16 protein-coding genes, 1 pseudogene and 1 other annotated feature are annotated in these 13698 nt (G+C 40.0%); of the genes and pseudogenes, 6 read left to right on the forward strand and 11 right to left on the reverse strand.

Annotated features, from left to right (window positions below):
* Nucleotides 1-138 precede the first annotated feature (138 nt).
* The 4 genes from AC3XNE_RS02755 (at nucleotide 139) to AC3XNE_RS02770 (ending at nucleotide 3639) form a co-directional block, all read left to right on the forward strand.
* Entirely contained in the window at nucleotides 139-819 is a 681-nt protein-coding gene (locus AC3XNE_RS02755) for a type 1 glutamine amidotransferase (RefSeq protein WP_489832724.1), read from the forward strand.
* Between the two features lie 125 nt (nucleotides 820-944).
* Nucleotides 945-1224: a binding site (T-box leader), on the forward strand.
* A gap of 263 nt (nucleotides 1225-1487) precedes the next feature.
* Nucleotides 1488-2129 carry an amino acid ABC transporter permease gene (locus AC3XNE_RS02760; protein WP_489832725.1) on the forward strand — a complete coding sequence of 214 codons (642 nt, stop codon included), beginning with the start codon at nucleotides 1488-1490 and terminating at the stop codon, nucleotides 2127-2129.
* Nucleotides 2130-2140: 11 nt separating this feature from the next.
* Nucleotides 2141-2797, forward strand: coding sequence for an amino acid ABC transporter ATP-binding protein (locus AC3XNE_RS02765; RefSeq protein ID WP_489832726.1), 657 nt, complete (start codon nucleotides 2141-2143; stop codon nucleotides 2795-2797).
* Nucleotides 2794-3639 carry an amino acid ABC transporter substrate-binding protein gene (locus tag AC3XNE_RS02770; RefSeq protein ID WP_489832727.1) on the forward strand — a complete coding sequence of 282 codons (846 nt, stop codon included), beginning with the start codon at nucleotides 2794-2796 and terminating at the stop codon, nucleotides 3637-3639. The genes AC3XNE_RS02765 and AC3XNE_RS02770 overlap by 4 nt, the downstream gene beginning before the upstream one ends.
* A gap of 145 nt (nucleotides 3640-3784) precedes the next feature.
* On the opposite strand, the gene AC3XNE_RS02775 is transcribed toward AC3XNE_RS02770, so the two are convergent.
* The 5 genes from AC3XNE_RS02775 to AC3XNE_RS02795 form a co-directional block, all read right to left on the reverse strand.
* Nucleotides 3785-4342 carry a YdhK family protein gene (locus tag AC3XNE_RS02775; protein ID WP_489832728.1) on the reverse strand — a complete coding sequence of 186 codons (558 nt, stop codon included), beginning with the start codon at nucleotides 4340-4342 and terminating at the stop codon, nucleotides 3785-3787.
* Between the two features lie 188 nt (nucleotides 4343-4530).
* Nucleotides 4531-4791, reverse strand: coding sequence for a PspC domain-containing protein (locus tag AC3XNE_RS02780; RefSeq protein WP_489832729.1), 261 nt, complete (start codon nucleotides 4789-4791; stop codon nucleotides 4531-4533).
* Between the two features lie 47 nt (nucleotides 4792-4838).
* Nucleotides 4839-5186 (reverse strand): PadR family transcriptional regulator, encoded by a 348-nt coding sequence (locus AC3XNE_RS02785; RefSeq protein WP_489832730.1) that lies wholly within the window; start codon nucleotides 5184-5186, stop codon nucleotides 4839-4841.
* Nucleotides 5187-5218: 32 nt separating this feature from the next.
* Nucleotides 5219-6169 carry a DUF4097 family beta strand repeat-containing protein gene (locus AC3XNE_RS02790; protein WP_489832731.1) on the reverse strand — a complete coding sequence of 317 codons (951 nt, stop codon included), beginning with the start codon at nucleotides 6167-6169 and terminating at the stop codon, nucleotides 5219-5221.
* Nucleotides 6169-6783, reverse strand: a complete 615-nt coding sequence (locus tag AC3XNE_RS02795; RefSeq protein WP_489832732.1) for a DUF1700 domain-containing protein — start codon at nucleotides 6781-6783, stop codon at nucleotides 6169-6171. The genes AC3XNE_RS02790 and AC3XNE_RS02795 overlap by 1 nt, the downstream gene beginning before the upstream one ends.
* Before the next feature lie 348 nt (nucleotides 6784-7131).
* On the opposite strand from AC3XNE_RS02795, the gene AC3XNE_RS02800 reads away from it, so the two are divergent.
* Both AC3XNE_RS02800 and AC3XNE_RS02805 read left to right on the forward strand, forming a co-directional pair.
* Nucleotides 7132-7689 carry a M15 family metallopeptidase gene (locus AC3XNE_RS02800; protein WP_489832733.1) on the forward strand — a complete coding sequence of 186 codons (558 nt, stop codon included), beginning with the start codon at nucleotides 7132-7134 and terminating at the stop codon, nucleotides 7687-7689.
* 360 nt (nucleotides 7690-8049) lie between these two features.
* On the forward strand, nucleotides 8050-8970 hold the full coding sequence (locus AC3XNE_RS02805) for an alpha/beta fold hydrolase (RefSeq protein ID WP_489832734.1): 921 nt from the start codon (nucleotides 8050-8052) through the stop codon (nucleotides 8968-8970).
* Nucleotides 8971-9108: 138 nt separating this feature from the next.
* On the opposite strand, the gene gloA2 is transcribed toward AC3XNE_RS02805, so the two are convergent.
* From gloA2 to rbsK, 6 genes and pseudogenes are all read right to left on the reverse strand, one after another.
* Nucleotides 9109-9489 (reverse strand): SMU1112c/YaeR family gloxylase I-like metalloprotein, encoded by a 381-nt coding sequence (gloA2, locus tag AC3XNE_RS02810; protein WP_489832735.1) that lies wholly within the window; start codon nucleotides 9487-9489, stop codon nucleotides 9109-9111.
* Between the two features lie 59 nt (nucleotides 9490-9548).
* Nucleotides 9549-10010 (reverse strand): MarR family winged helix-turn-helix transcriptional regulator, encoded by a 462-nt coding sequence (locus tag AC3XNE_RS02815; RefSeq protein ID WP_489832736.1) that lies wholly within the window; start codon nucleotides 10008-10010, stop codon nucleotides 9549-9551.
* Between the two features lie 69 nt (nucleotides 10011-10079).
* Nucleotides 10080-10877: pseudogene (jag, locus tag AC3XNE_RS02820) on the reverse strand (RNA-binding cell elongation regulator Jag/EloR); the annotation flags it as partial.
* Between the two features lie 390 nt (nucleotides 10878-11267).
* On the reverse strand, nucleotides 11268-12155 hold the full coding sequence (gene rbsU, locus AC3XNE_RS02825) for a ribose/proton symporter RbsU (protein ID WP_489832737.1): 888 nt from the start codon (nucleotides 12153-12155) through the stop codon (nucleotides 11268-11270).
* Between the two features lie 79 nt (nucleotides 12156-12234).
* On the reverse strand, nucleotides 12235-12630 hold the full coding sequence (rbsD, locus tag AC3XNE_RS02830) for a D-ribose pyranase (RefSeq protein ID WP_489832738.1): 396 nt from the start codon (nucleotides 12628-12630) through the stop codon (nucleotides 12235-12237).
* 57 nt (nucleotides 12631-12687) lie between these two features.
* Nucleotides 12688-13599, reverse strand: a complete 912-nt coding sequence (rbsK, locus tag AC3XNE_RS02835; protein ID WP_489832739.1) for a ribokinase — start codon at nucleotides 13597-13599, stop codon at nucleotides 12688-12690.
* Nucleotides 13600-13698 lie beyond the last annotated feature (99 nt).

Below are 13698 nucleotides of genomic sequence, written 5' to 3' on the forward strand. Positions count from 1 at the left end.
TCCTTGTCCTAGGGCTGTTTAGCAATGTACTTATCGTGCGCCGTCCAATAGTTGTTCATATCTTACTTATACTTCTCATGGTCATCAGTTTTACCGGGATACCGCGCTATTCTAAAGATCAAGAAAAGAGGTGATTTCATGCGGATCAATATCTTACAACATACACCAAATGAAGGGCCAGGCTCTATTTTAGATTGGGCTCAACTACATGATCACCAAACGTACATTTACCATCCATATCAATTTGGCTATCTGCCTCAAGCAAACGAAACTGATATGCTGGTGATTTTGGGTGGGCCGATGAGTCCGAACGATGACTTACCTTGGATCAAAGAAGAACAACGCTTGATCCAACAATTGTTAGACAAAGATACCCCGATATTCGGTGCTTGTTTTGGCGCACAACAAATAACTAAAACTTTGGGGTACCCTATCAGCAAGTCCCCAGTAAAAGAGGTAGGATGGGCCCCAGTTTACTGTCAAAGTGATGTGATACCTGGCCTCCCAGAAAAAATGACAGCCTTACATTGGCATGAAGAAGTGTTTGAGATCCCTGCACAAGCTCAACTGCTGTTTTCAAGCGACCATCTCAAAAACCAAGGCTTCGTCATGAACCATCGCGTCGTTGGTTTGCAATTTCACTTTGAACCACAAAGTGACAACGTGCGGGAGATGGTCGTTAATGATTTTCCTTATATCAAAGGCTCTGTCCTTAAGCAAACTCCCGCTGATATCTTGAACACCCCTGTACCACCAGAAAATAGAAATGTGATGTTCAAAATCTTAGATTATATTTCAGCAGCTGTTAGTTGTCACTAACTGTCTGCTTTTTGGAAAGAACTTTTACCAAGTAAAATGATTTGACCCTTAGCATGACATTTGAAAATTTTAGCTTGACTTCTAGCATACAGCGTATTTATAATTGAAACTAACTTAAATAAGAACTAAAGGCTATGAGCAGACTAGTAATTATAAACGCATTTAGAGAGTGCTCGGTGCTGGGAAGAGTATATGTCAGTTTGTAATGAATCACACCTGTCAGTTGTTTTTCTGAATTTAATCGAGGTACAGGAAATAGCAAGTTTTTCCACACCTATTTTATAAAAGTAAGAAATTCCGGGACGCCCCGTTAGTGCACGAGTTTGATCAAATCAATCTCCGTGAGATCGTTTGTGTGAACAAATGATAAACATGAGGTGGAACCGCGAGTAAGTCGTCCTCTTAGGCCCAGTGCCTAGGGACGACTTTTTATTTTTTCAAAGTGGATTTGAGCTAACTCACTGAGTTTATCTGTGCAAGCAGGTAATAAATACGAGGTGGGACCACGACAAAAGCCGTCCTCTGTGTCATGTGACATGGAGAACGGCTTTTTTTATTAGTTTTCCAACAGGTTTTAGCGTGTAGCTTCTACCCGATTTATTTCTTCCGAATTACCAAAAGCGTAATGTTTCATTCTGTATCAAATCAAAAGACAAGGAGACCTTTTTATGAACTATGTCGAACAAATTGCTCCTTCGCTCCTGTCTGGAGCTTGGATGTCACTTAAAATCTTTTTATGGACGCTAGTCGCTTCCGTGCCTCTTGGCGTCATTGTCAGTTTAGGACTTCTTTCCAAGTTTAGCCCTCTGCGTGCTATTCTAAAATTTTATGTCTGGATCATGCGTGGAACTCCGTTACTTCTGCAACTTATTTTTGTCTTTTACGGTTTGCCGATCATCGGGATCATTTTCCAACGTTATGACGCAGCCCTCTGCGCTTTTATTTTGAACTATACTGCATACTTTGCAGAGATATTTCGCGGCGGATTTCAAGCAATCCCCGCAGGTCAATTTGAAAGTGCTAAGGTTTTACGTTTAACAAGATGGCAAACATTAATGCATATTGTTATTCCTCAAGTTATCAAGATCGTGATCCCATCGATCGGTAATGAAGTTATCAATTTAGTCAAAGATACATCACTCGTTTATGTCATTGGTCTTGGCGATCTCTTACGTGCCGGTAACGTTGCAACAGCCCGAGATGTCACGTTACTTCCGCTGGTGTTAGTTGGGGTAATATACCTGGCTATGACTGGTGTTGCATCATACGCACTTAAAAAGGTCGAACAACATTATTCGAAGTGGAGATAAGGAGAGAGACTATGCTTGAATTAAAAAATATTACCAAAAAATTCGGCGCACGTACTATTTTAGACAATTTAAACTTACAGATCCCTGACGGTGAAATCTTAGCCATCGTTGGACCATCCGGCGCAGGTAAGACTACATTGCTTCGTTGTTTAAGCGGACTTGAAGTCCCAGAAAGCGGCTCATTTTTATTAAACGATCGACCGTTTGATCCAGCGGACCCAACAAGTGCTGAACAGATCATTGGAGTCGTCTTCCAAGACTACCAGCTTTTTCCTAATTTAACAGTCCTTCAAAACATTACTTTAGCACCTAAGCTAGTTTTAAAGCAAAATGAAAAAGAGGCTCAAAGTCGTGCTCAAGAACTGTTACAAAAATTAGACCTCGCTGGTAAAGAAGAGCTCTATCCGTATCAGTTATCCGGCGGCCAACAGCAACGTGTTGCGATCGCGCGTGCCTTAGCCATGGAACCGCGAGTATTGTGTTATGATGAGCCAACATCAGCATTAGACCCGGCATTACGTGAAAAAGTCGGCAATATTATCTTAAGTTTGAAGACGGAAAAAATGACGCAAGTGATCGTGACCCACGATATGGATTTTGCCAAACAAACTGCAGATACAGTCTTTACCGTCAACGCGCTAGATGTCATAGGAGGCGACTCTGTTTGAAAAAGAAAAACATACTACTATCTTTTTTAGCGCTACTATGTGTGTTGCTCTTGACTGGTTGCAGCGTTTCCATCGGAAAAAAAGCCGATCAAACTGATAATTGGACAAGGATCCAAAAACGCGGCTATGTAACGATCGGGGTGGACGATACTTTTGTCCCGATGGGCTTCCGCCAAAAAAGTGGCCAGTTAGTCGGCTACGATGTCGATCTCGCCAAAGCAGTTTTTAAACTATATGGTATCAAAGCGAATTTTCAAACGATCGACTGGTCCATGAACGCCACTGAGCTAAAAAATGGGACGATCGACCTAATTTGGAATGGATTAACTAAAACTCCAGAGCGCCAAGCTAAAATGACTTTCAGCAACACTTATCTGAAAAACGACCAAGTGCTGGTAACTTTGAAGAAAAATCACATTAATTCATATGCCGATATGCAAGGGAAAGTCCTTGGGGCTCAGACAGGTTCTTCAGGTTCCAATGATATTAATAAGTATCCTCGGCTTTTGAAAGACCGGATCAAAGATCACGACCCAATACTCTACGATTCCTTTACAAATGCCTTCATTGATTTAAATTCTGGACGGATCCAAGGACTTTTGATCGACAGTAGCTATGCAGATTACTATATTGCTCACCAAAAAAATCCTAAAGATTTTAAAACGATCCGTGGTGCCTTTCCACCCGAACAGTTTGGTGTCGGGATGCGGAAAAACGATGTCACTCTTAAGAAAAAAATCAACACTGGCATGAAAAAGCTGGCTCAAGATGGGACTTTAGAAAAAATCAACCAGAAATGGTTCGGAAACAAAGCTAACTCTCCTTTACTAAAAGACCAATAAAGTAAAAACCATTACCCCGCTATCTTAGAGGATAATGGTTTTTACGTGCCGAAGGGCAGAACTGCTATAAATCATGCACTTTTATTCAATTTTACTTATAGCTTTTTGCTTTTTAACTGCAGATTCATTTTCGGTTAGAGTCCCACTAACGTTTTTCGATCTCATCTTCAGCGATCCACTTATGATTTGTAACTTGTTTACCGCCATTGGTCGGTTGGTAGTTTACCATATAAGCTGGTCCATGTTTGATCTCAACGATCTTTGCAGAACTTTTTTTCATCCCTGGCATATGGTCAGCTGTCAGTGTAACTTTATCGCCCTTTTTATACTCTTTGCGATTACCTTCGATCTCATCATTTGTGACCCATTTATGATCCTTAACGACCTTTTTGTCAGACGTTGACTTATAATCTACCGCGTATAATTTTGAAGCATAGGCGTTAACGATCGTTGCGTTAGCCCCCTTCATACCTTTCATATGATCGGCACTTAATTTCACTTTGGAGTCGGCTTTATATTTCGGCTGCTTGGCTTTCCTTAAATCGTTCACTTTCTTCGAACTTCCATGTTTGTGCATCTCGGTTTTTTCAGTCGAATGACTATGAGAAGATGAACCTTCTTTTTGAGTAGTTGTATTGGAACAACCAACAACTAAAACTAACATCGCAACAGCAGTACATAAATACTGTACTAACCTTTTCACTTTTTCTCACTCCCTTTTTAAAAAGCTCTTTCATCGCCTTAACCATAACGAAGAAATAGATAATTGACAACAATTTGCTCTTACTTAATAATGCGATGTAATAAAAAATTTCATACCATTTTAAATTTGGTCGTAAAAAAGCTTCCTCACAGCGTTATGAGAAAACTTCCTTACCACCTTATCAAATTTTACTTTTCCCTAAACTCTCCCTCGATCACTGAGTCATCATCATTTGACTGATCGTCACCTTGAGTAGGGCCAGACATAATAATTGCAGCTATTCCATAGAAGATCGCTCCTGGAATAATATTTCCTGGGAAAATGATCAAAAACGCGCCGACTATTCTAACGATTGCTTTATCCCAACCGAAATATTCAGCAACTCCACCGAAAACACCACTCACTATTTTGTCAGTCGACTTCATCAATTGTTTTTTCTTTTTAGCCATTTTTTATTACTCCTTTACTAGCCACGCGCCATAAAGTTTTCTTCTTTTTATGCCCGTAAATCATTTGTTTGAGCAGGACCAGGCTTTTTATCTGGACTAAAAACCCAATCTAAGCTTTCCTTATAATCAGTCCACATTTTGTAGACTTTTGTCAAATGTTGTTCACCACTATCTGTGATTTGATAATACCTGCGATTTCTGCCTTGAAATGGCTGGTCATAGGTCGTTAAATACCCATTTTTTTTCAGACGACGAAGTACAGGATACATTGTCGATTCTGAAATCGAAATCGCCTTTTGCATTTCTTGTGTTAATGCATAACCATAATAATCTTCACGGTTCAATAAGGCTAAGACCAGTCCGTCAAGCAGATCAGCGGTTACTTGAATTTTCATAAGCAATGTTTCCTTTCTTTGATAAATCCTGCTTAACGTACCGTGTTGTCCCCATCTGAATTTTTAATTGTCACTACATTTTGCATCGTTCCACTGTGAATATTGCCGCCTTCACTGGTTTTGTCAAAAACTTTATTATCTCCACCGGAGTTAGTAAGGTCAAAACCACCTGCATCAACGTTGGTCAACACATTATCACCATTGGAGTTGGTCAACGAATAGCCATGACTCACTGTACTTTCGTTGATCTTAACATCACCATCAGAAACATTCGCCTTTCCTCCATCTAAAGCGACATTATGCATACTGACATCGCCATTATCTTGTTGAAGCTCAACGTTTCGTAAAGCCCCATTTTGAATGTCAACATCACAATCTTCACTAGTTAACAATCCGTTTAAAAGATTAGTGTTTTCCAAACGGACTGCACTACCATCGCGCATTTCAATATTCGTAGTATCGACATTCATATTATGCAATTTCAAAGACCCATCAGAGCCGATCGCTTCTAAGTTCGCAATGCTAATACCTTGCATTTGTGTTTGCCCATAATTATTAAGATTACGGACCTTTTTAAGCTTAACATTATCAGGAACATAGATCGTCACTTTATTATTTTCATCTTGGTTATAGTTAAACCATTTAAAACCGATAAAACCATTTTTTTCAGTCGAACCTTTTTGCCGAACTGTCAGCCTGCCATTCAAAACCCTGACATTTGGTCGTGCACTTTTCCGACCATGATACGAAACGTGATAATTATCCCCCCGTTTGATCGTAACATCGGCATTACTCGTTGCCGCATCGACCTGGTCAAAATCATTAACAGCATAATTTTTTTGGAAATTAGACTTGGTGCTGTAAACCATCGGACGCCAACCGTTAAAGACTACATTTTTGGCACCGTGAGCAAAACCGCCGACCATTAGGAACAGCAGGCCCACTACCAAGAAGATCCAGCCCCATTTAAATACTTTTTTCATTATTCTCTGCCCCCTTTACGATTGCCGTACTTGCGGTAAACGAAACGAGAAAAGTTTGCGATCCCCTGAATAACAGCCGCACATACCCAATACAAAATCGGGATCACGATCATCAAAACAGCAGCGGCTGTCAGCGCACCGCCAACATAAAACAATCCAACAAATGGTGCAGTAAATAATAAGCCTAAACCGGCATACAATGCCATTCCCGTAATCACGATCGCAGCTGCGATCATTACTACTATACTGATCACGGCCGCAAATAAGATCGAACCCACAACTATCAGCGCGATCAAAACAAAGAAACCGATCGCCAAGGTAAATGGCGAGGTAATGATCGCCAAGGCGATCAACCAAATCATTTTTGAGTTAGATGTTGGTGAAGCAAAACGCCCACTTTCAGATTCCTTTTCATTTCGTTTGATCGATTGGTCCGCAAGGATAGTCCGGCTTAATTGACGTGGAGAACCTAGTTCGTGTTCGATTTCTTTGCGAGTCTCCAAGCCAGCGTCAGATAAATATTCATCATAGTATTCCAAGACGCTTTTCTTTTCCTCATCGCTCAAACCATTCAGGTACTCTTCCAAGTCAACTAAATACCTTGCTTTATCCATAATTACTCCCCCCATCTAACTAATTATATGCAAATCATCATTTTCTTTACAGTAATATTATACGATATATAATATTGAAAAGTAAAGAAATAATGTTAAATTATCCTGAAATCACAATTTCTTACAAAAAGTCATGATGTTATCTTTGTTGACATCCAATTTTCAGCTTTATTATCACAAGTCTTCCTTATCTTCTCAAGCAAAAACACTTTTGAAAAAATCATTAGGAATCAAGCACTATTTCGAGTAAAATGAGAGTATACATGAGAAACGAAAATTAGAAGAAATTACTTTATATTGATAGAGACAATTAACTATACTCAGTATAGAAGAAACGAGGGATTTTTTATGGATGCTGAATTGACCGGTTTTACTAATGTACAAAAACTTGATCCAGACATCATCGTTGATTTACGTTACGCCACTACTAATAATTTTACTGGTAAAGTAGTTTACGATTTTTCAACTGCCATTGCACGAACTGGGACCGCCCGTAAACTTGCTGTTGCCAGCTCGATCGTCAAAGGGCAAGGCTATCGTTTAAAAATCTGGGACGCTTTTCGCCCGTCGAGCGCACAAAAGAAATTGTTTGACGTGTATCCGGACCCAGAATTCGTTGCACCTCCAGATCCAAATTATAGCCATCAAAAAGGTGTGACTTTTGATTTAACTCTCACTTTTGCAAATGGTGAAGAATGTCCTATGCCAACTGCTTTTGATGATTTCACCCCCATGGCTAGACGCTCATCAAAATGGCCAAAAGAAGCTGCCAAGTATCATCAAATTTTGGATGATGCGATGAAACAAGCAGGCTTTGTCGGCTACGAAAGCGAGTGGTGGGATTTCCGCGATTCGCAAATGGATGAATACGGTCCACTCCAAGCTGATCCAAATGATTATAAGTAAATGATCATTTTGTCAGCTAAGTAGTCGTTAGAATTTTTAACGGCTATTTTTGTTGGTTCAATAAGTTTTCATAATTGGCAAATATGTGGATCCAAAGTATGATAGAAGTGTCTTAGTTGAATGAAGGGGGAAAGTTTGAGCGACTTGCTTTCATTTTATTCTGTTATCACGATCGAATTACACGCGACAAGAGATCTCGCTGTACCCTGTGTTTGTTCGAGCTTCACAAGCCCAGGCCTTCCGCTTGTTGCGCTCTGTTTTCTTAGTCGAGCTGCGAAACTCAGAAGATTCTGCCTAATTACTAGTGCTCATCTTCTAAGCGAGTTTCTCCGCGCTGTTTTTTAATTAGGAGGTACCCTTATGTCGCGTCAGTTAACACGTAAAGAAATCAAATTGAAAAGTATGAAAATAGCCTACTATGATGAAGGTTCCGGTATTCCGATCATTTTCTTACATGGCTTTCCCGACTCAGCTGATGTTTGGCGGAAAATGGCTCCAATACTGATCGATGACGGTTACCGTGTTATTGCGCCTGACCTGCGAGGATTCGGCGAATCAGAAGCTCCGGTCGCAGTCGGAAGTTATAAAGTAAAATACTTAATGCAAGATATCATTGAACTTAAAAAGAGCTTAGCGTTAGATGGACCAATAAAGTTAGTCGGGCATGATTGGGGAGCACTGCTTGGTTGGAGTTTGATAACATTTTACCCTGAACTTTTCAGTTCCTTTGTTCCCATCAGCGTCGGACATCCACATGCTTACTTAAACGACGGAGGCTTCGAACAGAAACAAAAGGGCTGGTACACTATGGCCTTCCAAACAGAAAATTTTGCCGAAAAAATGTTTTCACAAAACGATTGGGCAGTATTAAGATTATTTAGCAAAAACAATCCTGAAGTCGATTCTAACTGGATCCCTGACTTGAACCGTCCAGGACGTTTCACCGCTGCGTTGAATCTTTATCGGGCCAACCTCAGGCCACAAAAGGTAAAAATACCTTTTCCTCCAACTCAGGTCCCGGCCTTTGGGATCTTTGGTAGGGATGACCCCTACCTTAGCCAAGCACAAATGGCAGCTTCTAGTAAATATGTTGGTGGAAACTTTTCTTGGGAATCTATTAAAGGTGAACACTGGTTGCCTTTAGATAAACCCGAATTGGTCTCAGAATTGATCACTAACTTTTATAGTCTCCCTTTACCTGATGTTAAACATTCACTAAAAACCAGTGAAGCAAAAACTTGGCAAAAAATGTTACACTTGGCAAAAAAAGTTATGGATTAAAAAAAAGTACCGTCAGTCCTAGGGCTGATAATACTTGTTTTTGTTATATTCTAATGCATTTGCATGACCTATAACTTAAAACCCATTGCTTAATGAACGAGCTGTTTCATGCTTGTCAATTGAACCTTTCAAATCCATTTATTCATGAACTTCAAACGGTAAGCGATCCGGGTCAAAGAAAAAGGTCATCTTTTCACCTGTCAGTTCATCGTAACGAACTGGTTCGCACTCAATACCAACATTTGCCAATGCATGGACAGCCTGATCCACATTATCCACTTTGAATGCCAGATGTCGCAAGCCCAATGCTTCGGGGTCTGAAACACGTGCTGGCGCAGTCGGTTTGATAAAAAGTTCAATTACAAAACTTCCACCGGTCAAATGAAATAACACATCCTTTTTTTCTGGCCGTTCGGTTCGGTCTTGGATCGTAAACCCAAGTTTATTAACGTAAAAATCCACGGCTTGCTGTTCATCATGACAAATAACAGCCAGATGATCAACTTTTTTAAATAACAACTGGCCTTCCTCCTCGTAAAAAAGCAAGCCCCCAAACGATGAGGACTTGCCGGTTATTATTAACGACTTTCCAAAGTTTCATCAACTTTTTTGATCTTATTGCCGATCGTCTTAACAGTTTCAACACTGCTTTGATATTCGGGATAAGTCATATCGATTGAATCTAAACACGTTTTGACTTGATCTTTAACTGCAGCTTCATTTTCGCTGCCCTTCTTAGTCAATTCTATATATACTTTACGTCCATCTTCAGGAACGTGAGTACGTGTGACCCAATCATCTTTCTCCATCCGTTTCAATAGCGGTGTTAAAGTACCCGTATCCAATTTCAAACGGGCTCCGACTTCTTTGATCATCATTGGACGTTTTTCTTCCCACAAAACTAGTAAAGTTAAATATTGTGGGTAAGTCAAATTAAAGTCCTTCAAAGATTCAGCATAAAACTTCGTATAAAATTTTTGTGCGGAATAAATCGCAAAACAAAGCTCATTTTCAATATGTTCTGGTGCATATTCTTTCATGGGAATTCTCCTCTTTAGAATTTATTAGTCTCATATAAGAGTTCCAATTAACAATAACTAACTATTCGCTCATTGCGGGTCGACTACGACAGCGCGACGCGGTTCATTACCCCTAGAATACGTTTCAACATGCTCATTATCTGCCAAACTAGTATGGATCACCTTACGTTCTAACGCAGGCATTGGATCTAACGTAACTGGTTTTCCCGCAGCGATCGCATCACGTGCTGTTTTCTGTGCCAAGTGTGACAAGGACTCTGCCCGGCGATCACGGTAGTTAGCTACATCTAATATAACACGAACACGGCGACGTACACGCTTATCCAAAAAATCTTGTGCCAACAATTGTAAAGAATTCAAATTCTTACCGCGTTTTCCTATCAATAATCCTTCTTGTTCAGTTTCAAAGTCATAGTAGACCGTGTGTTTTTCCGGGGTAACATTGATCGTGGCAGAGATCCCCATATTTTTGGTGATCTCTGCTAAATAATTACCCAGATCCACTAACACATCTTCGAATGACGTATCCTGTTGTTCTTCAGCCTTTTCCGTCTCCCCTGAAGTTTCTGACTTGTGCTCAGGTTCTTGATCAGCCCTTTTTTCTTCTATAGTAGGCTTCTGTTTGCTTGCCTTTTCAGACTCTGAAGCTTTTTGAACCATGCTGTCATCGGTAACTCGTTGCCTATCATCTCTCTTTGGAGTTGGCTTTTGAGATCGTGCTTGCTTCTTAACGTTCACTTCGACTGCAGCCAATTGTTTACCAATTCCCAAAAAGCCCTTTTTACCATTCGAAATAACTTGAACGTCTACTTGTGCACGAGTCACATTTAAGTCAGCCAAACCTGCAGAAACGGCTTCCTCGACTGAGTTTCCTTCATATTTCGTCGGTGTTCCCTCCTGTCATTTATATATTATTTCTTCCCCTAAAATAACTACATAAAAGCGCAGTTAACATATTTTAGTATACCACAACATACTTCAAGTGATGAATAGATTTTAGAACTAACAAGCCTTCAAATAGCCAAAGATACCATAAGTTCTTGCATTTTAACACATGAATTAATTTTTGTGAAATTGTAATCAAGCTAAATTGATGTACAAAAATGACAGTTATCATGTACAACCACCGCTTAACTTACTTCTGAGTCATAATGCAAACAACATCCATCTTGAGGCAAGAAAAACTCGTACTTTCCTAGAAAAGTCTAGGTAAAATACGAGTTTTTGTTATGATCATCATCTATTTTTATCGATACACTAAATAAATTCCGTTACCGCAGCGGCAGCTACAATAATTATTAAACCAACGATCGTAATGGCCATTTCTTTTTTGGTCTTCTTTTGTCCCAAGAACCAAATACCGGTCAAGGTAGCCAAGATAACTGATGTTTGCGATAAGACAAATCCTGTTGCTAAACCATTCATATCCGGTTGTGCCGAGATCAAATATGTTAAAGCACCAAAAGCAAAGAAGAAACCTGCAATGATTTGTTTATATGACAAGCTATCTTTCAGCGGTTTTTCTCCTTCACCTTTGAATGTCATAATGATCCCGTAAACAATACCAACAAGCAACATGCCAATAGATTGAGGCAAGAAAGCGTGCATGCCACTGATATGAGCTGCCTGTGGAGCTGCTGAGTAAGCCCAGTACCCTATTTCACCAATTGCTAACCATATAACTGCTTTTTTCAAGACACCGGATTTTTTTGAAGTCTTGTTTTCTGACCATACAGTCATATATGCACCGATAATAATTGCGATCAAAGCTAAGATACCAATAACTTTGCTAGTGATGCCAGGCCAATCACCAAGATAAAAAGCTCCCCAAAGTGAAGCACCTAATAACTGGAAAGCTGTTGTAACCGGCATAGCTCGTGAAGAACCCACTAAACCAAAAGACATAAATGTGACGATCTGCGCACAATCCCAACCAACACCAGAAATGATCGATAATACTAAGGCGGATCCACTTGGCATCGGAATTCCTTGGACCCAAGCAAAAATCACTGCAAAGATAAAAGTCCCTGCCGTCGCACCTAATATTTGGTGCGACGGCTTACCGCCTATCTTAGAAGCGACAGTCGGGAATAGCCCCCAGCCCACTAAGGGTCCCAGGCCTACTAAAAGTGCTACTGCATCCATAATTTATCCTCCTACTCAAACGACGTTATTAAATTCGTTTCTTTCTTCTCCATGTCTGATTTTTCTATATCAAAATATTTTAAAACACAACATTGCTTTCCAACATAATGTTTGCAAAGGGCGTCATTTCACCGGTCCTAACAAACGCTTTGCAATCTTTTAAATCTGACTTTAATTCTTCATGCGTGATAAATTCGATCGGTGTTTCTGGTAAACGTTCTTGGATCTGTTTTAACATAGTCGGATTTTCAGTTTTGATCTCTTCAGCTAAATAGATTTTTTGGATCTCTAATTCTTCTAATACATTGTTCAAGACATCCATAAAAGCTGGGATCCCCCGAGTTACTGATAGGTCGATCTTTTCAGTACCATCAGGAACTGGAGTACCCGCATCCCCAATAGCCAATTTGTCAAAATGGCCCATCTGTGAAATTACACGTGAAAGATTCGAATTAATAACTGCTGTCTTTTTCATGAATCATACTTCCTTCCGTTAAATTACAAATCATTGTCTTTTCTTATTTAACTGGTACTATTTAGCTTCGATCTCTTTTTTATATGGGATCGAAGGTTGTGCCCCGTAACGTTGAACCGTTAAGGATGATGCTTTGTTACCAAATAAAATAGCATCTTTCAAATTAGAAAAATCTGATTTTAAAACACTGCTCATTGCTCCGATAAACGTATCACCAGCAGCCGTTGTGTCTACTGCTTTAACTTTGAACGCCGGCACCAATTCACTCGCGCCATTATAGTCATAAAAGGCACCCTTAGAGCCGATGGTGATGATCGTAACATCTACACCCAAATCGCGTAATTTTGCGGCAGCTTCCTTAGAAGATGCTTCATCTTTCACATGAACGCCCGTGATCGTCTCTGCTTCAGTTTCATTTGGTGTGATCATATCTGTTACTTTTAACAACTCTTCAGGAATATGGTCCTCGCCCGGAGCTGGATTCAAAATTGTTTTTACACCCGCTTCATGCGCAATTTCAAAAGCTTTGGTAGTTGCATCGATCGGTGTTTCAAACTGAGCGATCACAAAATCGCTATCCTTGATCAGTTCACTCTTTTGTTGGACTTCTTTTGGGCCAAAAGCATAGTTAGCACCTGCATAAATGGTGATTGCATTTTCACCTTCATCATCAATAGTAATAAAAGCTTGTCCCGTTGACTCATTAGCGATAGTATCGACCCCTGACAGATCGATCCCTTCATCCTTTAATAGATCAGTCATCTGCTTCCCTGGGGCATCATTACCAACTGCTCCAATAAAAGAAGTCTTAGCTCCTGCCCGAGATGCTGCAACAGCTTGATTGGCACCCTTACCTCCACCTGCAGAATAATGTTCCTTAGCGTGGATCGTTTCTCCGGGTTTAACCATCCGTTTGACCCTCAAGTTTGTATCTAAGTTAATACTCCCAACAACCGTTACTTTATTCATCAAAATTCCCACCTTACCTAAATTTTTCAGTGCGATAAAATCACATCTGGTAAAACGTTTTAGCACAGCCAACAAAAAAATAATAACACCATTTGAAAG

This window comes from Ligilactobacillus sp. JN-6 (Y).1, from assembly GCF_058111525.1.